Annotated in this window: 22 protein-coding genes; 10 read left to right on the forward strand and 12 right to left on the reverse strand. The window is 58.7% G+C overall.

The genetic code is table 11. The features are described 5' to 3' along the window. Positions 1 to 70: 70 nt before the first annotated feature. The 3 genes from VJU77_11710 to VJU77_11720 all read right to left on the reverse strand — a co-directional run bounded on the left by VJU77_11710 (position 71) and on the right by VJU77_11720 (position 2637). Positions 71 to 676, reverse strand: coding sequence for a hypothetical protein (locus VJU77_11710; GenBank protein ID HKP04008.1), 606 nt, complete (start codon positions 674 to 676; stop codon positions 71 to 73). Beyond that, complete coding sequence (locus VJU77_11715; protein HKP04009.1) at positions 673 to 1542, reverse strand: AraC family transcriptional regulator; 870 nt, start codon at positions 1540 to 1542, stop codon at positions 673 to 675. Before VJU77_11715 ends, VJU77_11710 begins: the two co-directional genes overlap by 4 nt. Positions 1543 to 1614: 72 nt before the next feature. After that, positions 1615 to 2637, reverse strand: coding sequence for a lipase family protein (locus tag VJU77_11720; GenBank protein HKP04010.1), 1023 nt, complete (start codon positions 2635 to 2637; stop codon positions 1615 to 1617). A 167-nt stretch (positions 2638 to 2804) separates the two neighbouring features. Here VJU77_11720 and VJU77_11725 point away from each other — a divergent pair, with 167 nt between their 5' ends. The 4 genes from VJU77_11725 (at position 2805) to VJU77_11740 (ending at position 7623) form a co-directional block, all read left to right on the forward strand. Then, positions 2805 to 3245, forward strand: coding sequence for a Minf_1886 family protein (locus tag VJU77_11725; GenBank protein HKP04011.1), 441 nt, complete (start codon positions 2805 to 2807; stop codon positions 3243 to 3245). Between the two features lie 38 nt (positions 3246 to 3283). Then, complete coding sequence (locus VJU77_11730; protein ID HKP04012.1) at positions 3284 to 5869, forward strand: pitrilysin family protein; 2586 nt, start codon at positions 3284 to 3286, stop codon at positions 5867 to 5869. A 76-nt stretch (positions 5870 to 5945) separates the two neighbouring features. Next, the gene (locus VJU77_11735; GenBank protein HKP04013.1) at positions 5946 to 6383 is read left to right on the forward strand and encodes a DUF1844 domain-containing protein; all 438 of its coding nucleotides are present in this window, start codon (positions 5946 to 5948) and stop codon (positions 6381 to 6383) included. A 130-nt stretch (positions 6384 to 6513) separates the two neighbouring features. Continuing rightward, positions 6514 to 7623 (forward strand): DNA topoisomerase IB, encoded by a 1110-nt coding sequence (locus VJU77_11740; GenBank protein ID HKP04014.1) that lies wholly within the window; start codon positions 6514 to 6516, stop codon positions 7621 to 7623. A 129-nt stretch (positions 7624 to 7752) separates the two neighbouring features. On the opposite strand, the gene VJU77_11745 is transcribed toward VJU77_11740, so the two are convergent. The 3 genes from VJU77_11745 to VJU77_11755 are packed head-to-tail and all read right to left on the reverse strand — an operon-like array spanning position 7753 to position 10392. Continuing rightward, positions 7753 to 8769, reverse strand: a complete 1017-nt coding sequence (locus tag VJU77_11745; GenBank protein ID HKP04015.1) for an MlaD family protein — start codon at positions 8767 to 8769, stop codon at positions 7753 to 7755. Then, the gene (locus tag VJU77_11750) at positions 8750 to 9541 is read right to left on the reverse strand and encodes an ATP-binding cassette domain-containing protein (protein HKP04016.1); all 792 of its coding nucleotides are present in this window, start codon (positions 9539 to 9541) and stop codon (positions 8750 to 8752) included. The genes VJU77_11745 and VJU77_11750 overlap by 20 nt, the downstream gene beginning before the upstream one ends. Beyond that, positions 9538 to 10392 (reverse strand): ABC transporter permease, encoded by an 855-nt coding sequence (locus VJU77_11755; GenBank protein HKP04017.1) that lies wholly within the window; start codon positions 10390 to 10392, stop codon positions 9538 to 9540. Before VJU77_11755 ends, VJU77_11750 begins: the two co-directional genes overlap by 4 nt. 218 nt (positions 10393 to 10610) lie before the next feature. Here VJU77_11755 and VJU77_11760 point away from each other — a divergent pair, with 218 nt between their 5' ends. After that, a complete protein-coding gene (locus VJU77_11760) occupies positions 10611 to 11330 on the forward strand; it encodes a dolichyl-phosphate beta-glucosyltransferase (protein ID HKP04018.1) in 720 nt (239 codons plus the stop codon). 34 nt (positions 11331 to 11364) lie between these two features. Here VJU77_11760 and carA read toward each other — a convergent pair whose 3' ends face one another. The 5 genes from carA to rpmB form a co-directional block, all read right to left on the reverse strand. Beyond that, the gene (gene carA, locus VJU77_11765) at positions 11365 to 12513 is read right to left on the reverse strand and encodes a glutamine-hydrolyzing carbamoyl-phosphate synthase small subunit (GenBank protein HKP04019.1); all 1149 of its coding nucleotides are present in this window, start codon (positions 12511 to 12513) and stop codon (positions 11365 to 11367) included. A gap of 51 nt (positions 12514 to 12564) precedes the next feature. Beyond that, positions 12565 to 12954: a CARDB domain-containing protein gene (locus VJU77_11770; GenBank protein ID HKP04020.1), complete on the reverse strand. Its 390-nt coding sequence runs from the start codon at positions 12952 to 12954 to the stop codon at positions 12565 to 12567. A gap of 410 nt (positions 12955 to 13364) precedes the next feature. Next, entirely contained in the window at positions 13365 to 15707 is a 2343-nt protein-coding gene (pheT, locus tag VJU77_11775; protein ID HKP04021.1) for a phenylalanine--tRNA ligase subunit beta, read from the reverse strand. 112 nt (positions 15708 to 15819) lie between these two features. Then, positions 15820 to 16836: a phenylalanine--tRNA ligase subunit alpha gene (gene pheS, locus VJU77_11780; protein HKP04022.1), complete on the reverse strand. Its 1017-nt coding sequence runs from the start codon at positions 16834 to 16836 to the stop codon at positions 15820 to 15822. 112 nt (positions 16837 to 16948) lie between these two features. Then, positions 16949 to 17218 (reverse strand): 50S ribosomal protein L28, encoded by a 270-nt coding sequence (gene rpmB / locus VJU77_11785; GenBank protein ID HKP04023.1) that lies wholly within the window; start codon positions 17216 to 17218, stop codon positions 16949 to 16951. A gap of 222 nt (positions 17219 to 17440) precedes the next feature. On the opposite strand from rpmB, the gene VJU77_11790 reads away from it, so the two are divergent. From VJU77_11790 to VJU77_11800, 3 genes are all read left to right on the forward strand, one after another. After that, positions 17441 to 18481, forward strand: a complete 1041-nt coding sequence (locus tag VJU77_11790; protein ID HKP04024.1) for a Gfo/Idh/MocA family oxidoreductase — start codon at positions 17441 to 17443, stop codon at positions 18479 to 18481. 163 nt (positions 18482 to 18644) lie between these two features. After that, positions 18645 to 20003, forward strand: a complete 1359-nt coding sequence (locus VJU77_11795; GenBank protein HKP04025.1) for an FAD-binding oxidoreductase — start codon at positions 18645 to 18647, stop codon at positions 20001 to 20003. Then, positions 20000 to 20740 carry an SDR family oxidoreductase gene (locus tag VJU77_11800; protein HKP04026.1) on the forward strand — a complete coding sequence of 247 codons (741 nt, stop codon included), beginning with the start codon at positions 20000 to 20002 and terminating at the stop codon, positions 20738 to 20740. Before VJU77_11795 ends, VJU77_11800 begins: the two co-directional genes overlap by 4 nt. Positions 20741 to 20759: 19 nt before the next feature. On the opposite strand, the gene VJU77_11805 is transcribed toward VJU77_11800, so the two are convergent. Then, complete coding sequence (locus VJU77_11805; protein HKP04027.1) at positions 20760 to 22223, reverse strand: UbiA family prenyltransferase; 1464 nt, start codon at positions 22221 to 22223, stop codon at positions 20760 to 20762. Between the two features lie 142 nt (positions 22224 to 22365). Between VJU77_11805 and VJU77_11810 the strand changes: the two genes are divergently transcribed. After that, positions 22366 to 24138, forward strand: a complete 1773-nt coding sequence (locus VJU77_11810; protein ID HKP04028.1) for a hypothetical protein — start codon at positions 22366 to 22368, stop codon at positions 24136 to 24138. A gap of 145 nt (positions 24139 to 24283) precedes the next feature. Then, positions 24284 to 26047, forward strand: coding sequence for a hypothetical protein (locus tag VJU77_11815; GenBank protein HKP04029.1), 1764 nt, complete (start codon positions 24284 to 24286; stop codon positions 26045 to 26047). Positions 26048 to 26073 lie beyond the last annotated feature (26 nt).

Here is a 26073-nt window from a genome sequence, read left to right on the forward strand (position 1 = left end):
GTCTACACCGCCGTGGACCGCTCTCTAACAAGCCTCGGCGGTTTCAAACCGCCGCTCCTTGAAGCTTTCGCTACTTCACTGCCGGAATGACGATATCCCGCTCACCCCGCCATACTTCATCGCTTCCACGTTTCAGCTCGACGATCACGACAAACGGATGGTCCGTCCCGTCGCTGGCGTTCTTCAGCTCTTTCTCGTTGATCCGCGGATCGTCCTTGAACCAGTAATCTTCGATCGAACGCTCCGAGAATCCCGGCCCGTATACGTGGGCGTGAATGTGCGCCGGAGTCGACCGGTGCGGATAGGCCCCGGGCCGGATCGTCCGGAACTCGTATTTCCCGTCCGCGCCGATTTTCATCCAGCCATTCAGCCGGGGATGGCTCGCGTCGTCTTTGTCGTTGTAATAACCGGTTCGGTCGGTGTGATAAACCCAGAGCACCATTCCCTGGGCCGGGGTCTTTCCATCGTGCTGAAAAACTTTGCCGGTGATCACGAGCGGCTCACCGGGCTCGTTCTCCGGCGGGATCACGGTTTTCCACGACAGCTCTTTCGGCTCCTTGCACGAGCCGCAGGGCGCTCCGCCGCTCAACGTCGGTGGATACTTCGGATCCTTGCTTACCTGCGCGGCCAGCGTCCCCGCAAAGATCAGCGTCGCGATGAGGACCATGGACTTCATTTCCGTTCAGACAAACATCCCCGACTGGTGATGTCTTGTATCGGTCTAAGGTACGGGGCCCGGCGGCGTCCGGGAAGGTTGGCCCGGAAAAGACCCGGACTCATGCCGGTCTGGTGCTTGAACACTTTCGAGAAATGACTTTGATCGGAAAAGCCGGCGGCCAATCCGATTTCGCACAGGGAGCGGTTGGAGCTGGCGATTTCGCCGGCGGCGAATTCGACCCTCAAGCGGCGAACGTATTCGCCGATGGTGCATCGGAAACAGCGGCGGAAAAGCGTCGCGAGATAAACCGGATGCACGCCTACATCTCTCGCTACTTCGTCGTGGGTCAGGTTCTCGCAACGTCGGGCATGCAGAAGTTCGCGCGCCTGACTGAGCCAGCGCGGTGGCTTTGGTTGGGCAGGGCCGGTGTTGAGCCGCGCGAGCTCCGCCAGGATCTCCAACGCGAGAGCCTCGACTGCCAACGACGATGCGGCGTCGGTGCGCAGCGCTTCGCCATACATCCGTAGGGTGAGCCACGCCGCCCGGCCGCCATGGACAAAAACCGGTTCCCGCAAGGCCGCGAGGTCGCGCATCCGCTCGAGTCGTGCGGGACTGATTTCCACAACGAGGCAATGCACGCCGTGCCGGAAGTCATCGGTATGGGGCAGGCCGGGCGCGATGTAGGAGACACTGAGGGGCCGGCACTCCAGCGTCTTGCGGGTAAATGTCTCCGTGAATCCGCCGCTCAGGATGAACCCGACGTGCGCGTTGGCGTGCGAATGTTTCGGAATGAATACCTCCGCCGGATGCCGGATTTCCTTAAGGGTGAACCCATTCGACTCCCGGCGCTTGAGGGTGGTTCCGTGAAATCTGACCGAAGCCATGGCGGAATAGAATCAACACAAAGCCGGGCACGTTGTCACATTCCGAAAGCCCCGCGCCGGGTTTGCGAAAAATCAACGCAGCCGCGCTTCGAGCTTCGGCAGGTAACCGTGGACCGGGTCGTGATCAAGAATCCGGTTCTGGGTGCGGAGGAGTTGGCCGAGCTGGGCGCGCACCAAACCTGGGAAGGTCCTGAGCAACTCCGAGAGCGTGCCCGAGTAAACTGCCTCGCGGTTCTGCCATTCTTGCTCATCGCTCGTGATGGAGCCATCTCGCCGGAAAAGCAAAAGCTGTCCCACGTGAGAGAACCGTTCGCCTTCGATGACGGCGTCGAGGGCAGCGTGAATCTCTCGCGGCAGGTCCCTGGCCTTGCGAAGAAAGTCGTGCAGCGTTCGCGGCGCCTGCACCATTGGCTTGGCGACGAGGCGAGTAGATGGAACGTGGGGAACCAAATCGAGATCATTTACATAACGGAACGTGACCGCTCCCAGCGCTTGATCGAACGCGGTTGAAAATGCCGGGTCGCCCACCCGGGGCTGTCCATATGTAAACACGCCGGCGATTTTTCGCCGATAACCGAAATGGAAGAGCGCGGCAGCCAGCACCGCGAGCGCACCGCCAAGACTGTGGCCCGTGACGAATAACCGCGTCTCCTCACCGCGAGCGAGTTCCACGACAGCGTCTCGCATCGCCTTGGCGACTTCGCCGAGGCCATTGGCGAATCCGCCATGAACCCGTCCCGGGACCTCCGCGACCGCTTCCTCACCCGTCAGGACGCGTTGATGAACCTTCAGGTTGGACAGCCAATCGTCGGCGTTGATCGGTTCGGTGCCCCGAAAAGCCAGGACTATGATATCACCGCGCCGAGCGACAAATCCCTGCGTCAGGAACCCGCAAAAAATGCGCGGCTCCTCAAACCCCCATTTGGCCAGAAAGCGTTCTACATCCGTTTGCGCTGAATAGGTCAGCACCGCCGCATTGCACAAGGCCACGGCATTGAGCGCGCTTTCACCTTCGGCGGCCGGGTCGAAATTCCAGGACCAGTCCTCGCGGGGGCGCTCGTTAAGCAGGTCCAGGATGGGGTCCATGTCTGCCATGGGGGTATGCGGGCGTTTTTAACAGGAACGCTCTTACTTTCAAGAATGAATCGTCCGGCATCCGGCGCGCCTCGTCCGGACGCGATTTCAGTTTCCTGCGCGCAAGAGTTGCTCGCAGGAGCGTTATTGCATATGATGGGTGCCCTCGGTAAAACGGGCGGGATAACATGCAAAAAATAGGATTCGCGGAAGCTCTCGATTCGATTGTGGCCAGCGACCCGCGCTATCAGCGCGAGGCCTACGTTTTTCTTCGAGACGCGCTCGATTACACCACCAAGCAGCAAAAGAAGGCCAAAGGCGCTTCAGTTCGGCACGTGGCCGGGCCGGAATTGCTCGAAGGAGTGCGCCAGTATGCGCTGAAGGAGTTCGGGCCGATGGTGGTGACGGTGTTGTCCTATTGGGGAATTCGGTCGTGCGAGGATGTCGGGCACATGGTCTTTAATCTCATCGGGGCAGGGATCTTCGGAAAGACCGAGGAAGATTCGATCGAGGATTTCAAGAACGTCTTTGATTTCCACGAGGCGTTCGTCAAACCGTTCGAACCGCAAAAGCGTTCCCATCCTGACGTTCCGCTTGGACTTCCCGCGTCTGCGCCGAAGTTGTCCTGAATCGAGCCGCGCCGGCTGAGGGGCTCTCGTTCGTTTGTATGCGTAGCGCTCATCTCAACCCTGGGTCACCGGACGCCGGTCCGGGCGTCACCTTCCCGCCGAGCTCCGCGCAGAAACGTGTCCTTCCCAACGGTCTAACCATTATCGTGCAGGAGGATCGCAGTGCGCCGGTGGCGAGCGTGCAGGCGTGGTGCGGGACCGGGAGCGTGGATGAGAACCAGCATCTCGGCGCGGGGTTGTCGCACATCCTCGAGCACATGCTCTTCAAGGGAACAAAAACAAACCCGGCCAGCGCGATCACCCGGAAAGTCCAGGACGCCGGCGGCTATATCAACGCCTACACCTCGTTCGATCGCACGGTTTACTGGATCGATGTCCCGAAGGATGGAGTTCCCGTGGCGCTGGAGGTTTTGTCCGACGCGATGATGAATTCGACCCTGCCCACGGAAGAGTACGCGAAAGAGCAGGAGGTGATCCGCCGCGAGTTCGCCATGGGCATGGATGATCCCGACCGGATGGCGGGACAATTACTTTTCGCGACGGCGTTTCAGCGTCACCCCTACAGGCTGCCGGTCATTGGGTTGATCGACGTTTTCAACCAGCTCACCCGCGACGACGTCCTGCGTTATTACCAGACCCGTTACGTCCCGAATAATCTCACGTTTATCGTGGTGGGCGATGTTGAGGCAGACGCAGTGTATCGGCAACTCGGCGAGCTTTTTGAGGCGTATCCCGCAAAATCGCTCCAACCGGTTTTCATTCCGGCCGAACCGTCCCAACTCGGCCGTCGCGAGGTGGACCAGGAATTTGTCACCGAGCTGACGCGTCTCTCCCTGGCCTGGCATATCCCGGAAATCACCCATCCCGATGTCCCGGCGCTGGACATTCTCTCGACGATTCTCGGCGACGGCCGGAGCTCGCGCCTCTACCGGCGGGTGCGCGAAGAGGAGGGCCTGGCCTACGGGGTGTCCGCTTTTTCTTATACCCCCGGCGACCCCGGACTGCTCGGGATCGACGCAACCGTTGAGCCGGCCAATCGCCCAAAGACACAGGCGCTCATCCTGCAAATTGTCCACGACATAAAGGAAACTGGCGTCACTGCCGAGGAGCTGGCCAAGGCGAAGAAGATTTCGCTGAGCCACCACCTCGGTTCGCTCACGACGATGCGGGGACAGGCCTCCGATCTCGGCTCGAATTGGTTCCTGACCCGGAACCTGAACTTTACTCGCGATTATCTCGACGCCGTCCAGCGACTCACCTCCGGCGACATCCGCGGCGTCGCCGCGAAATATTTGGTCGACGACAACCTCACGATCGTCTCGCTGAATCCAAAGACCGGCCAGCACGGCGAGGCCGAGCGGGTGACCGCAATTGCAGCGGGCGAAATCCAGAAGGTGGAGCTGTCGAACGGGCTCCGGCTTCTGGTTCGCGAAGACCCGCGTCTCCCGCTTGTCTCCATGGCAGCGGTATTTCGCGGCGGGCTGATGGCGGAAACGAACGCGACGAACGGGATCACGCGATTGATGGCCAAGACGCTGTTGAAGGGAACGAAGACCCGGACGGCCGAGCAAATCGCCGATACGATCGAGGCCGTCGGTGGCAGTATCGGAAGTGACGCGGGGAACAATAGTTTCAGCGTAGCGGTTGACGTCACGCAGCCGGATTTGCAACTTGGCGTGGAAATCCTGGCGGACGTCCTGTTGAACGCGACGATGCCCGAGTCCGCCCTCGAGCGGGAACGCGAAGTGCAGCTCGCGGGAATAAAGGAGGACGAAGAGCAGCTGACCACCGTGGCCCGCAATATTTTGCGCCAGGCGCTCTTCCGCGATCATCCCTACGCACTGCGCGGCAAAGGCTCGGCCGAATCCGTTGCGGGGCTGACCCGGAAACAATTGGTCGGCTTTCGCGATCGCCTTCTGGTGGCGCGTAACGGGGTCGTCTCCGTTTTTGGAAACGTAAAGGCCACGGAGGTGCGTGAGCTTTTTGAAAAAGCGCTCGGCAAGATGAAACCGGGCGAGCTCGCTTTGACGGCGCCGCCGCAACCGGAGCCGCTCAAGGAGACGGTGGCGGTCGAAAGTTTGAAAGAAAAGGCGCAAGGCGTTTTGATGGCAGGATTCCGCGGAACGGACATTTTCAGCGCGGACCGCGCCGCGCTGGAACTGATCGACGAAGCCAGCAGCGATCTCGGCTCCCGCTTTTTCGTCCGGATCCGCGAGCAGATGGGCCTTGCCTATTACGTGGGCGCAAGCCAGATGCAGGGATTGGTTTCGGGATTGTTTCTGTTTTACCTCGGAACCGATCCGCAAAAGATCGAGCCGGTGAAAGCGGCGTTGCTGGAGGAAATCCGGAAGCTGGCGACCGAAGGGTTAACCGAGGCGGAACTGGCGCGCGCGAAGAAGAAATTGATCGGGCAACAACAGATCGCGAACCAGAGCAACGACTCGTTTGGTTACATGGCCGCGCTCGACGAGCTTTTCGGGCTCGGTTTCGATCATTACAAAGCGCTCGAACGCGACGTCGAGGCGGTCACGTTGGGGGAGGTTCGGCGCGTTGCCGCGAAGTACTTCCTGGACCAGCCGTACGTTCTGGCGCAGGTGCGGCCGCCCGGGGCGTTGAAGCGCTGAAGGGTCGAAGCGTTAGAGCGATAGGCTTCCGCGCTTCAACGCTTTAACTCTTCAACGCTTCATCTATCTTCCTCGCATGGCCGAAGTTCAAACCAATACACAGTCGGGCGAGATGTCGCAGCGCTTCATCGAATTTGTGATGATGCAGGCCCAGAACGCCGCGCTTTTTCTCGGGCAGATCCCAAATCCGCAGACGGGTCAGGGCGAAGTGAATCTCGAGCTGGCGAAAATGTTTATCGATCAGCTGAGCATGATTCAGGAAAAAACCCGGGGGAATCTGACCAACGAAGAGGGAGCGGTTTTGCGAAATACCCTCTCGAATTTGCAGATGGCGTTCGTCGAGGTGTCGCAAGAAACGCGGGGCCAGAAGTCCGGCGTTACTTCCCAGCCGGAGACCAAACCGGAACCGCCGGAGCCTTCTCCGACGTCTTCGGGCGAGGAAGCGGCTAGCCCGGAAGCGCCCCAATCCGAAGGCGAATCCCGGAAGAAATTCACGAAGAGCTACGGCGCGTAGGTCGGCGGCGCGCCTGGAGGGCGGAGCTCTGCGACGCCGCGTGGCCTCGCCAGTGACGCCGCCCAGGCTCGCGGAGCTCGGCCCTCCAAATTCGTGCGACCTTGCACCGCTTTTCGCACGTATAGCTTGGATGCCCTCGAAGAAGAAACTGCGCGCGGAAAAGAAGAAAATCGACGAGATCGAAGTTGCGCCTGATCCGGTCGCGGTCGCGGAGGAAGCCGGCCTGCGTTACGTCAGCGACGAGCAGCCCGGTTACACCCGAAAACGCAAAGGCGACGACTTCGAATACTTCGATACCGAGGGAAAACGAATCAGGGATGAGACCCGCCTCCTTCGCCTGAATCGTCTCGCCGTTCCGCCGGCTTACACAGACGTCTGGATTTGCCCTGCCCCGAACGGCCACATCCAGGCGACCGGCCGCGATGCGCGCGGCCGGAAGCAATACCGTTACCACGAGCGCTGGCGCGAAACGCGCGATGAAAACAAATACGAACGCATGGTTGTTTTCGGCAAGGCGTTGCCGAAAATCCGGCGGCGAGTAAATCGCGACCTCAAGCGGCGCGGGCTGCCACGTGAGAAAGTGCTGGCGACCGTGGTCCAACTTCTCGAACGGACTTTCATTCGGATTGGAAACGAGGAATACGCGAAGGAAAACAAATCATTCGGCCTGACCACCATGCGCAGTCACCACGTGGAAGCGACGGCCACCAAGCTGAGGTTCAGCTTTCGCGGCAAAAGCGGGATCAAGCACGAGGTCGACGTGACCGATCGACGGCTGGCGAAGATCATTCGGCAGCTGCAGGATCTGCCTGGGCAGGAAGTTTTCCAATACGTCGACGAAGAGGGGGAAAAGCGGAAGGTCACGTCGGAGGATGTGAACGAGTATCTCCGCGACATCACCGGCGACGATTTTACCGCGAAAGATTTTCGGACCTGGGCGGGAACCGTCCTGGCCGCGATGGCCTTGAACGCGCAGGAAGCCTTTGAAAACAAGACCCAGGCGAAGAAGAACATCAAAGACGCTATTACGGCTGTGGCCAAAATCCTCGGAAACACGCCGACGGTTTGCCGGAAGTGTTACGTCCATCCGGCCGTGCTCGAAACCTATCTAAATGGCGCGATGATCGAAGGCCTCAAACAGAAGACTGCCGACACTCTGGAACGAAAGCGGGGCGATCTGAAGTTGGAAGAGTCCGCCGTCATGAATTTCCTGCAGGCCCGGCTCAAGAAAAAAGCGTAGAGACGCGAATTGGAGACGGCGAAATGGAGACGGCCTGCCCACAGGCCGTTGGGGGAAAACGGAGCTGCATCCCTCCGGCACGAGGGCGTGCCGGCTCCAAGCACGAGGGCGTGCCGGCTCCAATCCTGACTATCGCGTCCGCGGTGGCGGAGTGGGGGCGGCCGTTTTCCGCGGCGGCTTGGTTGTTTTCTTGGTTGGAGTCGCCTCGGGCGCGGCCCGTTCGTCCTGCGGATATTTCTTCGTACTTGGCCAGATCAGGCGCCACGGCTGCGTCTTCACAGTTTCGGTCAGCTCCTTTACGTTTTGGCCGCTCGCTTTGAGGTCCGGCCCCAGTTGACTGAGGTCAGTCAAGACTCCCTTCAACTTGTCGGACGATTCGCGAAAATTCTGCAGCGTGATCTGGATGTTGTCGTTGCTGGAAAGATCGGTGCTGATCTTCTCCACGTTCTTGAGCGCAACGGAGAGCGAGCTGTCGCGGCCGGTCAGGTTCGTTAAGTTTTCGACGAACGTGCGAAACTGGGCGAGGCCCATATTGAGCTGAGAGCTTTCATCGGTGATTCGGCTGAGGTTTTGCGCGGTCGTTTGCAGTTCCTTCAAGGTGGCGGTGGCTTCGGTGGCCACCGGCTTCACGATGTCGAGCATTTTGGAAATGGACTCGCCGAAATCCGGGACCCGTTCGCCGGCGAAAACTTCGCCGTCATTGGCCCGCCCGGAACTCTCGTTGCCCTGGGTAATGTCGATGGCCACTTCTCCGAGCAGGCCGAGGGTGATGAGGCGCGTTCTGGCGTCTTTGTAAACGAGCGCGTTCTTGTCCACCTTCACGTCAATGCGCGCTTCGTATTTCGGCTTGTCGGCGGGCGTTGGGCTGGGATCGCCGGCGTGCAACACCTCGGCCGCCGCGATCGCCTTGGCCGCCTCTTCTTTAGACACCGGCGAAAACAATTTATCGACCTGCCCGATCTTGCGTCCCGCCAGCAACACCGGCGCGCCTTGTTTGATCCCGGCGGCGTTGTCCATGTAAATCCGATACGTCACTAGCGGGCGGAACAATCCCGGCGCCCCGAGCAGAATCAGGATAAAGGCCAGCACTGCGATCGTCGCCAGGACGAGCAGGCCGGTCAGGACTTCATTTCGTTGCAACTGCATCTTTGCTTCCTTCCAGAATGGGGCCTTCCGTGCTACCGCTCAAGAACTGCGCCACCACGGGGTTGGTCGAGTTTTTGAACGCCTCGGCTTCGCCCTGTTCAATAATTTTTCCCTGATAAAGCATCGCCATCTGGGTGCCGACACGAAACGCGCTGTCCATTTCGTGCGTCACGATGATCGAGGTGACCTTCGAGCTCTCGGTCAGGCTGATGATTAATTCGTCGATCACCGTCGCGATGACCGGGTCCAGCCCGGCGGAAGGCTCGTCGAACAGGATCAGCTCCGGTTCCATGACGAGCGCGCGCGCCAGGCTGACGCGCTTCCGCATCCCGCCGCTCAACTCCGAGGGCGCCTGACTTTTCGCGTCGAGCATTCCGACCATCTCCAATTTCTCGTCCACGATTCGATCGATCTCGACGCGGCTTTTCTTCGTTAATTCCTCGAGAGGCAAGGCCACGTTGTCGCGCACGTTTCGCGAGCTGAGGAGCGCGGAATACTGATAAACCATCCCGATTTGGGCACGAACCTGCTGGAGTTTTCGCCGGTTCAACCGCGTAATTTCGAATTGCTTAAAGAAAACCGAACCGCTGTCCGGCTGCAGAATCCCCAGGATCAAACGCAGGATCGTGCTTTTGCCGCTGCCGCTCTGGCCCATGATCACGAGGCGATCGAGCGGCTCGACCCGGAGCGACACGCCATCGAGAACCTGTTTTTCGTCAAAGCTGAGGCGGACATCGCGCAGCTCGACCACGTCGGGAATCGGCGCGCTCATGTGGGAAAGAAAACCGTGTAGATGATGTTGAAGAGCGTATCGAAACCGATCACGGTCGTGATTGCGGTGACGACGCTCGAGGTGGTAGCGTTGCCGACGCCTGCCGCACCGCCAGTCACATTCAATCCCCGGTAGCACGCGATCGCCGCGATCAACGTTCCGAAGAGAAAACTTTTCAAGATGCCGGTGATGATGTCGCGGATGAGGAGCGAGTTGATGACCAGGTCGTTAAAGTAAACCAGGGGAATGTTGAAATAGGCGTAGGAGATAAAGCAGGTCCCAATAATGGCAGCGATGCTGGAAACGACGGAGAGGCACGGCATCAACGCGAAGAGGGCCAGCATTCGCGGCGCGACGAGAAAACGCAGCGGACTGATGCCCATCGCTTCGACTGCTTCCACCTCTTCGTTTACTTCCATCGTCCCGAGTTCCGCGGTGAAGGCTGCGCCGATTCGGGCCGCCAGCATGATGCCGGTCATTAACGGTCCGAGTTCCCGCGTGAAGGCGATGGCCACGAGGCCCGGGACCAACCGCTCCTGGCTGAAGCGTTCCAGCTGATACCCAGTCAGCAGCGCCATCGTCAGCCCCAGAAAGAAGGAAACCATCGCGACGAGCGGGACGGATCCGACTCCGGCGCGTTCCGTATGCCGGAAGAAACTCGCGGCGCGGAAGGGCGCCCGGCCCCGCCGCATGTTAGCGACGGTCTCGGTGAAGGTGTGGACGATGAACCAAAACATGCCGCCGATTTCCCGGAGAAATCCGCGGCCTTTCTGCCCGATTTCCTGGACCACCACCACGGGATTGGTGGCGAGGGGTCCATTTGAGTCGGCGCTCTGATTTTCTTCGGCCATGTTCAGGGGGAAGGTGCCCCAGTTCCCTGAGGTGAAAAGCAAAATTGGAGCTGGCTCCGGATGGAGCCGGCTGCAATGGAGCCGGCCTGCCCTCAGGCCGGGAAGGGGACGCCATGACGCGCTAGCCCAACGGCACGAGGGCGTGCCGTCTCCAAAGGCCCACAAATTACGTGCGCGGCGGAAGGGATCAGGATAAATAACCTCTCTTTCCAGATCCCGTGACCACGCTTTCGCCATTTTCCCTGGTTATTCCCGCTTACAACGAAGCGGGGCGAATCGGCCAAACTTTGCGCCAGGCGCTGGCCTATCTGCAGAGCAACAGCCCGGAGAGCGAGCTCATCGTCGTGAACGACGGGTCGACCGATTCTACCGCCCAGGTGGCGCGCGATATTTTTGCGGCGACGGGCGGGGTCGAGACCAGGCTGCTGGAGCACTCGCCCAATCGAGGGAAGGGCGCATCGGTCCGCGAAGGGTTGCTCGCGGCCACGCGGCCGATCGGATTGTTTTCCGATGCGGACCTCTCGACGCCAATCGAGGAAGCCCCGAAACTTATTTCCCCAATCGCGGCAGGGGAGCTGGATGTCGCCTTTGGTTCGCGCGCGCTCGATCGAGGATTGATTGGCAACCGGCAGTCCTGGCGTCGAGAACAGGGCGGCCGCGTTTTCAATCTGATTGTGCGAGTCGCCACCGGCCTGCCGTTTTGGGACACCCAATGCGGATTCAAGGCATTTCGGCTCGATGTTTTTCGCCCCATCCTGGAACGAGCGAAGACCGACGGTTTCGGCTTCGACGTCGAGTTGCTTTACCTCGCTCATCGCGCGCATTTGAGAATCCGGGAGATTCCCGTGCGCTGGAACCATTACGAGGGAAGCAAGATTCGTTTCGTGCAGGACAGCCTGCGGATGGTGCGCGAAGTCGCTGCGCTGAGAAGAAGCTAGTGGAGACGGCCTGCCCTCAGGCCGTTGGATTGCGCTATCGGGCCTTTTCGATCAGCTCCGCGAACTGCGAAAAGAAATAGCTCGCATCATGCGGGCCGGGCGCTGCTTCGGGATGGTACTGGACACTGAAGATGGGCAATTCGCGATGGCGCATCCCTTCCACCGTGCCGTCGTTCAAATTGATGTGCGTGACTTCCATCTCCGGCGGCAACGATTCCGCGTCGACCGCGAATCCATGATTTTGAGAAGTGATGGCCACTTTCCCGGTGCGCAAATCCTTGACCGGTTGATTGCCGCCGCGATGGCCGAATTTTAGTTTGAAAGTCTTGCCCCCCACGGCATAGCCGAGGACCTGGTGGCCGAGGCAAATTCCGAAGATCGGTTTCTTCCCCATCAAACCGCGGAGAGATTCGTGGGCGTAGTGGAGCACCGACGGGTCGCCCGGGCCGTTGGAGAGAAAGATTCCGTCCGGCTTTCGCGCCAGCACTTCCTCGGCGGTCGCGGTGGCGGGAACGACCGTGACTGCGAACCCATTCTGGCGCAGCCGGCGCAAAATGTTCTCCTTGATCCCGTAATCGTAGGCGACCACGCGATACCGCACCGGCGGGAGCTTTTCCCTGATGACTTCGTCCGCGTTTCCACTTGCCACCGACCAGGTTTCACTGAGCCGGTCGGCGGCGTCCCATTCATAGGGGGCGGGCGTGCTGACTTCGCGGACGTAATCCATCCCGATTACGCCCTCGCCGTCGATCGCCTGCCCGACAGCCTCTTTTTCCGAAAGCGCCTCGCTGGTCAGGCAGGCCTTCATCGCGCCCCGTTCTCGTAAGTGACGGGTCAGCGCTCGCGTGTCGATGCCCTGCGCGCCGGGAATTTTCCAAAGCCGCAAATATTCTTCGAGGGAACTTTCGGAGCGCCAGTTGCTCGGGATCTCGCTTAGTTCTTCAATGACGAAGCCCCGGACATGCGGCTCGCGGCTTTCCTGATCGAGCGCGTTCGTGCCGTAGTTGCCGATGAGCGGATAAGTCATGGCGACGATCTGGCCGCGGTATGAGGGATCGGTCAGGACTTCCTGGTAGCCGGTCATCGAAGTGTTGAAGCAAACTTCGCCGACGCGCGTCCCGACTGCGCCGAATGATTCTCCCTCGAAAATCCGACCGTCTTCGAGGGCGAGAATTGCGCGCATGTTCGCGCAGTTTCTCGCTTACCGGAAAATTTTCAAATGCTTTGCCGCTGACTAATTGAACTTCGGATTCGTCAGGGCGGTGGTGCGATTGTTCCCGTAATTATTTTCGGCAACCACTTTGTCGGGATTTAGAATGAACTCGCACTGCATCCCAGCCCGGCTCTTGAACGGCATCCGGCAGGGGACATCCGCGGTTGCGCCCGCTTTGATCGCGGGGACCGGGCAGGTATACGATCCGCCGGGGGTGGCAACCATCTTCAGCGTGGTCGCAGCCGCATCGATTTTGCCCATGTTCCTGACTTTGACCATCCAGAACGTGGATGAGGTCTGGGTGGTTTTCTCGATGACGAGATCCGGCGTCGCCGGAGTGATCGCTCGGGCCGGCAACGGCGCGATGAGCAGTGTAATTGCGGTAAGAAAAAGTGAGAATTGGATTTTCATAAATTGGTCTCCTGCACTCATCGTAATCGTGCTCGTGCTCCTGCTCGTGATCGAGTCTTTATTGAATCGATTACGATTACGATTACGAGCATGAGCACGAGAAAACCCCGAACCGCCTTTGCGGCCCGGGGTTTAAATTAATACCCCGCAGATGCCGTTAAGGCGGATATCCCGTTCCCTTTCGGTAACGGGCGGATGACCACCGCACGAGCGTCTGACTTCCAATTAAGGCATGTCATTTTCCCAATACGGCCAAGCCTCCTGAGCTAATGAAATATCGGTTCGGGAATCACACCTGTAATCTCGAACACCGCAGGGTAAATCGGTTGAGAGTTCTCGATTGAGAGTTGAGCGAAAAGCGCTGGTTTCCATCCCAACCCTCAATCAAAAACTCTCGACCTGTCAAAGAACTACTCCCGTAGCTCCACGCCCAATTCCCGCTGCAACCGCTCGCGAATCTTCGCGTGGACCACGCTGATTTCGTCGTTCGTCAGTGTGCGAGTTTTGTCGCGATATGTCAACGCATATGCCATCGACTTTTTTCCAGCGCCGAAACTTTGTCCTTCATTTCCGCTGAAGACATCGAATAGCTCCACGCTCGCCAGGAGCGGTTCGTTCGCGCTTGCCATCGTCGTGATAATTTTTTCGTGCGTTAAATCTTCCGGGACGATCATCGCGATGTCGCGCGTGATGGCGGGAAACTTGTCGATTTCCCGATACATCGGCCGGCTCGGGGCATGAACTTCGAGATTGATCTCCGCGAACCAGACCGGATGGGCCGAGCCGAGCGCCTTCGCCTGGTCGGATGAAATTTGCCCGGCAAAGCCAATCGGGCGTTCGTTCGCAAATATTTCCATGGCCAGAACCAGATCGGGCCGCTCTGTCCGGCGGAAACTGGTGGGGCCAATCACGGATTCAATCACACCCTTCAGGTCGAAATAATCGAGAATGCGATCCTGCGATCGCCAGTGGATGGAAGGCGCGAGTTTGCCCGACAGGACAATTCCCAGGTGGCGTTCCTCTCTTGCGTCGGGCGGAAGAAAGACGCGTCCGAGTTCGAAAATCGCGACCCGCTCCGCGCCGGCCAGAACGTTGCGCTCCAAAACATTCAGAAGGGGCGAGAGAAAACTTTTCCGGAGCGCGGCATAATCTTCGTTTAACGGGTTCCGCAATTCGATGGCGTGTTCCAGTGCGCCCACCTTTCGCGAAATCAATTTCGAAGTCCTGACCTCGTTGAGCCCGCGCCCGACCAGGTGCGCGCGAACGGTTCCTTCAAAATCGTGGTTCCGATCCGCCTCCGACTCGGGCGTGGATCGGCTGCGATCATTCCCCGGCACCTGTGCAATTCCGAAGCCGCGAACGATTTCCTCGATCAGATCGACGTCGCGTTGAAGATCGAACCGGTGGCTCGGGATGCGCCACGAACTTTGTTCGTCGCCTGAATCGGCTTTTTCCAAACCGAACCGCGCCAAAATTTCGTCCACGCGTTTTGGCGCGACCGACACGCCGATCAGCTCGTCGACGTGCTCGTAGCGCAACGCAACCTCGGGTGGAGATGATGGCAGCTGGCCCGCGGTCAGGATTTCGGGAGCGGGTTGCGCCCCTGCGATCTCGCGCATCAATTCCGCTGCGCGGTTTGACGCCGCCAGGACCATTCCCGGATCGACCCGGCGTTCGAAACGGTAGCTGGCATCGCTCGGAAGATTGAGCGTCCGTGCCGTGCGCCGAACGCTGGCCGGAGAGAACCAGGCTGCTTCCAGGAGAATCTCTCTCGTCGAGTCGCTCACTCCGGTTTCTTCGCCCCCCATCACGCCGGCAATGCCGACCGCCCGTGCTTCGTCGGCGATCACGAGATCGCGCTCGCCCAACGAATAGGTCCGTCCATCCAGGGCGAGGAATTTTTCGCCAGCGCGCGCGAGGCGAACGTTCATGTCGCCCTTCAATTTCCCGGCATCGAAGGCGTGGGTCGGTTGACCGAGCTCGAGCATGACGAAGTTGGAGATATCCACGATGTTGTTGATCGATCGAATCCCGACGCTTTCGATCTTCGCTCGCAACCAATCCGGGCTCGGCCCAACCGTGACATTGTCGATTTTGCGGAACGAAATGAATGGGCATTGGTCCGGTGCGGAAATGCGAATGCTATCGGCCCTAATTGGTAGGGACGGCGCGCTGCGCCGTCCGCGGTCATCGCAGCGCGATGACCCTAGCAGCGCGGCTATTTCTCGCGCCAAACCGAAATGACTAAGGAGGTCGCCGCGGTTCGGTGTGATCTCGACGTCGAGAATCGTGTCCGAGGGGAACAAGGACGCGATCGGTTCCCCGATCTTTGCCTCCGGCGAGAGAATGAGGAGGCCGTCGCTGTCCTGGGAAAGGCCCAGCTCGCTGGGACTGCAAAGCATTCCCTGCGATTCAACGCCGCGAAGTTTGCTCGGTTTGATTTTCAGATCGTTGACCAGCACCGCGCCCGGCAGCGCGAGCGGAACCTTGTCGCCGACGTGGTAGTTCTTCGCGCCGCAAACGATTTGGCGTTGCTGGCCGCTGCTATCGTCGACCTGGCAGACACTGAGGCGGTCGGCGTTCGGGTGTTGCTCGGATGCCTTGATCTGCGCGACGACAACCTTGTCGAAATTCGCGCCGCGCTTTTCGATCCCTTCGATCTCGACGCCCGCCATGGTGAGCAGTTCGGCGAGCTCATCGACGCTCGCGGGCAACTCAACAAATTCGCGCAGCCAGTTGACGGAAAATTTCATGGGAAGTTAGGCATTCGTGCCTGACTCGGCGGACGGGCTTCCAGCCTGTCCTCGATACGACAGGCAAGATGCCTGCCGGCCGAGACAACCTGGAAGGTTATCATCCGTTTTTTCATGCGAATTGCTTCAGGAACCGCAGATCGTTCGCGGCGAAATAGCGGAGATCCGGGATGCCGAACAGGATCATGGCGAGCCGGTCCATGCCGAAACCGAAAGCAAACCCGCTCCACTTCCGGGGATCGTAAGCGTTGTCGCGGCGGGCTGAATTGACCTGTTCATAGACAGCCGGGTGCACCATGCCGCAGCCACACATTTCGAGCCATTGCTCGCCGCCACGGAGCGCTTTGGATTTTACGTCGACCTCGAGACTCGGCTCGGTGAACGGGAAATAATGCGGGCGAAAACGAATCTGGGTCTCCGCGCCGAACAATTCGCGCAGGAAAAATTCGAGCGTCCCCTTCAAGTCCGCGACGCTCACCTTCTCATCGATGTAAAGACCTTCGATCTGGTGAAACTGCGCACTGTGAGTTGCGTCGACCTCATCGCGTCGATAAGCAGCGCCCGGCGCAATGATGCGGATCGGCGGCGGCGCTTTTTCCATGGCGCGAATCTGGACGGTCGAAGTGTGGGTCCGAAGCAAACGGCCGTCCGGCAGAAAGAAGGTGTCCTGTTCGTTGCGTGCGGGATGATCGGGCGCGGTGTTGAGCGCGTCGAAGCAATGCCATTCGGTCTCGACATCCGGACCTTCCGCCAGCGCGAAACCCATCCGGCGAAAAATGCTGATCGCGCGCTCGAGCATTTGGGTGAGGGGATGAAGGGTGCCGATCTCGGCGACGGTCCCGGGAAGTGAGATGTCGACGTTGGCCAACTGGCGCGCTTCTTTTTCACTGCGCAGGCGCTCGGCGCTTTGGGCGATCGCGGCTGTGACCGAAGTGCGCGCTTCGTTCAGGAGTTTTCCGACAACCGGCTTCTCTTCTTTGCCGAGCGATTTCATCCGCTCGGCCCAGGCGGAAATACTGCCGGCTCGGCCCAGGTAGCGAACGCGGACCGCTTCCAGCGCCTGCTCGTCCGTGGCCCCGCCAATTTCGGTCAGCGCGGCGTCACGTAATTGTTCCAGCTCGTGAGACATAAAAGCGACGTTCTTACGTTCAGCCCTCCTTCGCAAGAAAGCTTCAGCGTTCACGGTTAGCCAGCGCTAGTCCGTTGCACCGGCAGAAAGGGGGGCGGAACTCGCCGTTTCCCTAGGCGGGAACCAAGCCGGCCTTTTTCAAGGTCGCGTAGGCGCCGTTCTTGTTCAGCGTCTTCATCCCCCGGGCAGTCACCCGAATGCGGACAAATTTCTTCAATTCGGGCACCCAGATTCTGCGCTCGTGCAGGTTCGGGCCAAAGGTGCGCGGCACGTTCTTGGTCACGTGGCGGCCGACGCCGCCCTTTTTCTTCGCCATACCGCGCCGGTGAATCACACTGCCGCGGGTGACTTTTGATCCTGTAATGCTGCAAACTTTTGCCATAACAAACCTCGAAGGTGCGTAAGCTGGCGCGCCCGCCCCGGTAGTCAAGCGAATCTTGAACGGACGCCGGGTGAGAGAGTCAAAGATAGTTCGTTTAGAAATATTGGCGTCTGAACGATTTAGTGAATTAACGATTGGCAACCGTTGCGATTTCTAATTCGATAGGACCTGTTGTTCCCCCGGGTTATTCAAGCGCGAAACCTTTACCTTTAGCTGTCAGACATGAGCAAAACAAACAATCAAAAGCTGCGAATCGGAATTATCGGCGCCGGCGACATTGTGCGTAACCGGCACCTGCCCGGGCTGAAAAAGCAACCCGATGTGGAAATCGTGGCGGTCTCAAATTCCAGCTACGAAAGCGCGGAGAAATTTTGCCAGGAGAATGTGCCCCATGCCACGCCGATGCAGAATTGGGCGGACCTTCTTTCGATTCCGGAGATCGATATTGTCTGGATCGGAACTCCGCCCTACATGCACTCGGCTGTCACGATTTCGGCGCTCGAAGCCGGCAAACATGTCTTTTGCCAGGCCCGGATGTCGATGGACCGCGCGGAAGCGGAGGAGATGCTCGCCGCCTCGAAACGATTCTCGGAACAGGTCACGATGCTTTGTCCGCCTCCGTTCGGGCTAAAGGGTGATCTCCTCGTCAAAAAATTGCTGGCGGAGAATTATCTCGGCCGGCCCCACCACATTCGTCTCCAAAGTTTCACCGGCGCTTATCTGAATGCCGACGCCCCGGCCCATTGGCGGCAGCGCATTGAGATCAGCGGGCTGAATGTTTTGGCGCTGGGGATTTATATCGAGGTGCTCCAGCGATGGTTTGGCGACATCACCGGTGTCTTTGCGCGCGGAAAAATTCTGCATGCGATTCGGCAAGGCTACGAGCTGATCGTGCCGGATTTGCTCACGGTGCTCTGCCATTTTTCCAACGGCGCTGAAGGCGTTCTGGAATTCAGCGGAATCAACGCGTTGCCTTCGGGTGACCGTGTGGAGGTTTACGGGGACACGGGGACCATGACCTATGATTTTGGGACGGACGTCATTAATGCCGGCCGAGCAGGCGACCGCGCCTTGCACGAGGTGGAGATAACGCCGGAGCTGGAGGGCGGCTGGCAGGTGGAAGAGGATTTCATCAACGCCGTGAGGTCCAAAGGCAAGATGCATCCGCATCCCGATTTCGAGGATGGCGTTCGCTACATGCGGGTCGTCCAGGCCGTCGCAGATTCGCGCGCCCGGAACGAGTGGGTGGAGATCATTCCCTGATCTGCCCTGGTCCTGTTCGCAGCAGTTGAGCGAGCCGCACCCTGCTTCTATTTTCCGCTCGCGGATTTCGAACGCCACTTGCCGCCATCGTCCAAAAGCTCTTGCTTGCTCCAGGGAGCACTTCCAAGATCGGCGCGCTCCGGTTGAGAACGGCAAGGTAACCATGCGATCCAAGACAATGGAAATCAGCGGCTGGGGACGTTATCCCCGGGGAGTTTCCAGGGTTGTGCGCCCGGAGCGGATGAAAGAAGCGGTGCCTCCCCGCGAAGGGCAGGTGATCGCGCGCGGGCAGGGACGCAGCTATGGGCAGGCGGCCATGTCCGCCGATGGTTCGGTTATGCTAACCGAGCGCCTCAATCGCTTCCTGGATTTCGACGATCGGCCCGGTGTTTTAAGGGCTGAAGCTGGAAGCACGATCGCCGAAGTGCTCGAGGCGTTTGTTCCGCGCGGCTGGTTTCCAGCGGTGACGCCCGGGACGAAGTTCGTCTCGCTCGGCGGCTGCGTCGCCGCGGATGTGCACGGGAAGAACCATCATCGCGTTGGAACTTTCGGTAATCATGTGGAGGAAATCGAGCTGGTTCTGGCCGACGGCCAGCGGAAGCGCTGTTCGCCCCAACAGGAGAAGGAATTGTTCTGGGCCACCGTTGGTGGGATGGGCCTTACCGGCATCATCACCGAAATCGCCCTGCGGCTCATCCCCATTGAAACGGCTTCCGTGATTGCGCAGCATCATCCCGCGCGCAATCTCGATGAATCATTGGAACTGCTCGAGAAGCGCGAGTTCGACGACGAATATACCGTAGCGTGGCTCGATTGCCTGGCGCGTGGAGAGAGCTTCGGCCGGAGCGTGTTGATGCGCGGCCATCACGCCAAAATTTCGGAGTTGCCTGCAGAAGTGAAGAAGCCTCTCGAATGGGAATCGGCCCAGCCGCGAAATATTCCGGCGAGTTTTCCGGGTTGGTTCCTAAAACCGTGGGGCGTCTCGCTCTTCAACCGGCTTTACTATTTTGCGCAGAGTAAAAAGAAGGGTCCGTTTGTTAGCTCCTGCGAGAAATTCTTTTATCCCCTGGATCGATTGGGAAATTGGAACCGCCTCTACGGCCGGCGCGGATTCGTGCAGTATCAATGTGTGGTCCCTTCGGTTCACGCGCGCCGGGGATTGCGGCTCATTTTGGAGGAGCTCGCCCGGAGCGGACGCGCCAGCTTCCTCACGGTCTTGAAACGTTTCGGCGCGGAAGGTCAGGGACTGCTTTCCTTTCCCACTGAAGGTTTCACACTCACGCTTGACCTGCCGATGACCGATTCCGGGTTGTTTCCGTTTCTAGATCGATTGGATGAGATCGTGCTCGAGCATGGAGGCCGCATCTACCTTGCGAAGGATGCCCGCGTTAAGGGTGAGACCTTCAGGGCCATGTATCCCCGATTTGCGGAATGGCAGCTAATCAAGGCCGCGGTAGATCTAAGCAATTGCTTCAGTTCCGATCTGGCGCGCCTGTTGGCCATGGGCGGCGCTCCAACGTGAAAGAACCAGTGCTAATCCTGGGCGCAACCTCAGCGATCGCGCGGAGCGCGGCGGCCGCTTTCGCCGAAAAACGCTATTCGCTTTACCTGGCCGGGCGCGATGGAGAAGAGCTCGAGCGGCTGGCATCCGACTTCAGGCTCCGTTATCGAATAGAAGTTGGTTGGAGTCTCTTCGACGCGGAAGATTATGAGAGCCATGCCGGTTTCGTCGAACGAGTCCGGGGCGAGGTAGGAGGATTTCGAGGCGTGCTGCTTGCCTTCGGTTATCTTGCGGAACGGGGGCTGGCCGAGAGCGATTCGAAAGAGCGGGTGGCTGTGCTGGCGCGCAATTTGATCGGCGCGGCCAGTATTCTTGAGCCCCTGGCGGCCTGTCTGGAGCAACAGCGATCGGGCTTCGTGATCGGGATTTCGTCCGTGGCGGGAGATCGCGGACGGCAAAGCAATTACATTTACGGCGCGGCCAAGGGAGGATTCACCATTTATTTGCAAGGGCTTCGCAACCGGCTTTCTCACGCCGGGGTGCGGGTCGTGACCATAAAGGCCGGCTTTGTGGATACCGCGATGACCTATGGGATGCCCGGCCTCTTTTTGGTGGCGTCGCCTGAGTACGTCGGAGGTCGGATCGTTCGAGCCTTGGAGAGGGGGAGCAATGTCGCCTACATTCCGTGGTTCTGGCGTTACATCATGCTGGTGATCAAACTGATTCCCGAATCGCTTTTCAAGCGATTGAAACTCTGAACGAAACCTCTCTCTCGTTCTAGAGGGCCAGATACATCACCAGGCCGGCGAGTATTCCGACACAGTAGCTTGGCCAGTCGCGGAGCGCGAAAATGACTGGATCATCGTGCATCAGGCCGCGCGTGGTAAGAATCCAGACCCGGCTTATCCAGTACAGGAGCAACGGGCAAATGAAGAGGAGGATGGCCGGATGGCGATAGAGCACGGTGACTTCCGGGTTCATCACATAGAGGACCAAAACCAGGACGGAAACAATGCCGCTCGCCACTCCCAACGCTGCCACCAGGGGCAGGTCGGCGGACAAATATCCCCTCGAGCGCGACATGCCGGAAGCATCTTCGAGTAGTTCCGAACAGCGTTTTACCAGAGCAAGGCTCAGGAAGAAGAACATCGAAAACGCCAGCAGCCAGACCGAGATGGGAATATTGGTCGCCGCGCTGCCGGCGAAGATTCTCAGCGTGTAAAATCCGGCCAGCACGAGGACATCCATGATGGCGATGCGCTTGAAAAAGCTGGAGTAAGCGAAGCTCATCCCGAAGTAACCGAGCAGAATGACGCCCAGAGCGGGCAGGCGGGCGACGAATGCCAGGAAGATTCCGGCTAACAGGAGCAGGGTCGCGAGGATGAAGCCGTCGCCCACGTTCAATTCGCCCGCGGGCAACGGCCGGAGCCGTTTGATCCGGTGGGCCCGGTCCGCCTCCAGATCGAGAAGGTCGTTAACGAGATAAACGCTCGAGGAGACGAGACTAAAAGCCAGGAAGGCGAGCGCCCCCTTGGCAAAAATCCGGGGATTGGCGATTTCATGCGCCATGATGACGGGCACAAAGATCAGAAGGTTTTTGGACCATTGATGGAGGCGCATCGCGGGCGCGAGAGCGTTGAGCCCTCTCTGAGCCGGCTTGATCTCAGTGGCGGATGTTACCGCCTGCGCCTGTCGAAACAATTGCCGCTTGTGCGTAACCACGAATCCCTGGCGGGCGGCGCCCCAAACGGGAAGATCGGCTCGGGCATCGCCCACGTAGTCGAACTGCTTCCGGCCGAATCTTTGTTCGAGAGCGGCTTGCTTGTGCTCCGCTTTCAAATTCACCGAGCCGCGAGTCGCGATCACCTCGTTAAAGCATCGGAGATGCTCCGCGACTCTGTTGGCCATCAATTCATGCGCCGCGGACACGAGAACGATGGGCCGTTTGGCTGCTCGCGCCTGATCGATCAAAGCAAGGACTTCCTCTCGATACGGGAGCAGCTCGCAATTCGGGACGGCTCGGCGCGCAATTTCGTACTTAAAACTGGCAATTCCCTTCGCCAACCAAAGCGGAAAGCGGAGCAAGGCGCTCGGGTTCTTCCTTATCAGAAGAAATGCTCCCTCCCAAAGGAGGTCTGTCTTCACCAGCGTCCCATCGAGATCGACGCAGAGAGGGATGCTCGCCGAATCACTCATTCCCGCCGGGAGCGGCAGAGCCGAGGTCTCCATGATTGATTCCATACGATGATGCTCGTTTCGGTAACACGTAAGCAGAAAAGCACGGAAGGCACGAGCCGGATTTGCGGGTGCGCTCCGAAACCGGCTCTACTGGTGAAGGGCCTTTCGGTCTTCGGCGATGATGTTACTATCCAGACTTTGCCCGATGATCCAGATAGCCACGCGAAAAGAGAAGATCACCCTGACGGTCATTTCCCTGGCCACCGTGATAGCGGTTTATTGCGGCTGGCGCCTGTTCTGGTTTCTCACTGACGACGCCTTTATCGCCTTCCGCTACATCAGTAACGGCCATTTGGGCTACGGCTATGTTTGGAACGCGCCCCCTTTCCGGCCGGTGGAAGGGTACACAAGTTTTCTCTGGGTGGTGTTGCTGGATGTCGTCTGGCGCATCACTGGAGTCGAGCCGCCGGCGGCCGCGAATAATATTGCCCTCCTCTTTACCTATCTGACGCTGCTGCTCGGCGGGCTGATTGTCCTGAAGCTGAAACTGACGGAGCGGCTGCAAAAATATCGACTGCTTTTTCTCGGCCTGGTCTTTGCCGGGGTGGTCACGAACCGCACTTTTCTGGCCTGGACCAGCTCCGGCCTGGAGACAGCGATGTTCAATTTCTTTCTCACCCTTTGGATCTACTGCTCCCTGTTCATCGAGAATACCGGGCGCCGATGGATGTTCTGGCTGAGCCTGACTACGGCATTGCTCTGTTTGACACGGCCCGACGGATTGCTCTTCGCGATGGCAACGGTCGTGGTGTTAATCAAAGCGTTCTGGGAGCAACGGACGACCATTTCATCGCCACCCGTGTTCGCAAAACTGGCGCTCGGAGCCACACCCCTCTTGATAATTCCAATGCACGTTTTGTGGAGGCACGCCTTTTACGGGAGCTGGTTGCCTAACACCTACTATGCGAAAGCAATCTCGGGCCGATGGTGGTACGAGAGCGGGTTCAGGTATCTCGCGTGTTTCGTGTTGGAGTATGCTCTCTGGATTTGGTTGTTGCTGGTTCTGGCTGCGCTCCTGGTCGGACTCCGGCGGATCAAATCTCTCCGCGAATTGGTGAAGCTTCCCACGACCAATCTGCTGGTGATCCTGACGGTCCTGGGCCACGTGTGTTACTACACCATCATCATTGGCGGAGACCATTTCGAGTATCGCGTTTTCAGTCAGTTGATTCTGCTCATTTTCATTACCTTTTTGTGGGCGCTGAATGGCCTCGGCCTATCCGCCAAGATCGCGGCGCCGCTGTTCGCTTTTTTTATTGTCCTTTCGTGGCCGATTCCATGGCTCCACTGGGGAGCTACTCACAATCTGATCCTTCGCCGTCAGACGTATTACATGACTGGCTCGGTCGCCAAGGTGCTAAAAATGCAGGTGCCGTGGACCCCGTATTTCGTCCTGAGATACATTTCGGCATTCGATAGAATGCAGTTCTGGCTGATCGAGCGCAGCGTCTGCATGCGCCATCAGGAGCATAAGATATTTTATGTCTACCAGACTTCGATCCTTCCGCCCCGCGAGGAAGGCATGCGTCTGCCGGCGGCGGGATATCCGGTTACGCCGGCTACTTCAGTCGGAGTTATTTCGTGGGTCCTGCCGCACGTTAACATTATCGATACGATGGGATTGAACGACTATGTCGTGGCCCGCAATCCAAAGCTCAGGCTGCCAGCCCAGATGGCGCACGACCGACAGCCTCCGAAAGGTTATGTCGAATGTTTTTCTCCGAATATGGCTTTCACTCCGAAGCATGCCGCCATCAAACAGCGCCCAGTGGAATTAACTGCGGAAAAGATCGTTCAGTGCGAACAGGAATATGCGGCGCTGGTGGCCCGCGGACTCTCCGAAATGCCGTCGCCGACTCCAATTGCCGCTGCGTCAGCCGCCATGCCATCGCCAACCGCGTCGCCCGTCGAACCATAAGCTCTGCGGCCGCCAGGTACCACGAAGAATAGCCTTGTTGGGAATGCAGCCGTCAGAGCCACCTACCGACAGAAGACGCCTGATATTCGTTAGCGTTGCGGGGCTGGTATTTTCCGCGGCCCTGATTTGGCATGCCCGGTATTACATGCCGTTTTTGTCGGACGACGCGCTGATTTCGTTACGCTATCTCAAGCGATTCCTGCATGGAGAGGGACTAACGTGGACGGCGGGTCGGCCTGTCGAAGGTTATTCGAATCTGCTATGGATCCTTTTGTTGGCCATTCCGGGCGTAGTCGGAGTGGATTTGATCAACGCGGCGAGGGTTCTCGGTATTGGATGCTCGATCCTGGTTATTGTTTCGCTCCTGGCGTGGCCTCCGCGAAACCGTGCCTCGCGGCAGGTGCCCTGGCTACCCCTAGTAACCGGTCTTCTTTTTTACTGCCTGGCCGCGCCCACCGCGGTGTGGGCCATCGGGGGACTCGAACAACCGTTGTACGCCTGTTTGTTAGCCGCCGCCCTTCCGCTCGGATTCTCCATCATGGAATCCGAGGAACTCGATCAAAGAAAAATCCTGGCCGTGTCCCTGGCGCTGGGTCTCCTGTGCCTGACCAGGCCGGATGGTCCTATCTTTACCGTCGCGTTCTTCCTCGCGTTCGTTTTCGCCTGGGGAATTTCAGGATCCAGACGACGTCTGCGCGGATTGCTAACCTTGGTTTCGTTACCGCTGCTTTGTTTTGTGGGTCAAACAACCTTCCGCCTGTTTTATTATGGCGAACTGGTGGCGAACACAGCTCGGGTGAAAATTGCGCCGTCCCTCTATCACCTGTCGGAAGGGTTGAAGTATGTCTCCAACGGCATCGGTAGTCTCGCGCCGTTTTCCTACATCGCCCTTTTTTATCTGGTCGTTGCGGTGTGGTTCCGTTCGACGAGAAGGCGAAGCGTTTTGCTGCTTCTCTGCACCGCTTTGTGGATTCCCTACCTCGTTTTCATAGGCGGCGATATCTTTCCGGCTTACCGGCTTTTTGTCCCATTAATGCCCGTCTTTGCTTTCGCGCTCATTGAGGCGATTGCCGCCCTCCAATCCTTTTTCAAGGAGAAGAATCTTGCTGTCTGGCTCATCGCCCTGGCGCTAACCGCCTCCTTCGTTGTTTACGGAAAGATCCAATTCAGGAATCCGGAAAACCAAAGGGGCAAGACGGAACTTTGGGAATGGGACGGCCAGGTGCTGGGACTGTTCCTGAAGAAGGCCTTCGGGCCGCAGCAACCTCTGGTCGCTGTCACGGCCGCTGGATGCATTCCCTATTGGTCCGAGCTTCCATCCCTGGATATGCTTGGGCTGACCGACTATTACCTGCCCCGCCATCCGCCCAGTGATTTAGGACAAGGATATCTGGGGCATGAACTGGGAGACGGAAATTACGTGATGGAGCAAAAGCCGGACATCATTACTTTCCATGCGGGGGTGAGGAAGCCGGTTTTTCGCAGTGGAATGGAAATGTTTAAGAGCGGTGACCTCGTTCGCTGGTATACGCCAGTTAACGTTCTCGGCACCTTTCCCTACGCCTGCCGGGCTACTTTCTGGGTTCGGCAGGAGAGCAACAAGATCGGCGTTCGCCGGACGCCGGATGAGGTTGAGATTCCTGCTTACCTCTTATCCGGCAATCGCGCTTCGGCAGCTCAGTTCAACGCTGAGGACAAGCTCATTCTGCCAGTGTCAGTGAAAGAACCAGCTGGAATGAACATTTTGGATCCCTTGCCCGGAAACTGGACCTGTGAAGTCGTCTCGCGAAATGCGCAGGCGATCGATTGCAAGGTGATGCCAGGAGGCTCCTCGACCCCGGTTCAATTGACGACCAACAGCCTGGCTCCAATTGAAATCGAAAAGGTGATCCTGAGGAAAGTGCCCTGATGTTTGATTGATGGATGTTGCTGCTG

The sequence above is a fragment of the Chthoniobacterales bacterium genome, assembly GCA_035274845.1.
Taxonomy (GTDB): Bacteria; Verrucomicrobiota; Verrucomicrobiia; order Chthoniobacterales; family UBA10450; genus AV80.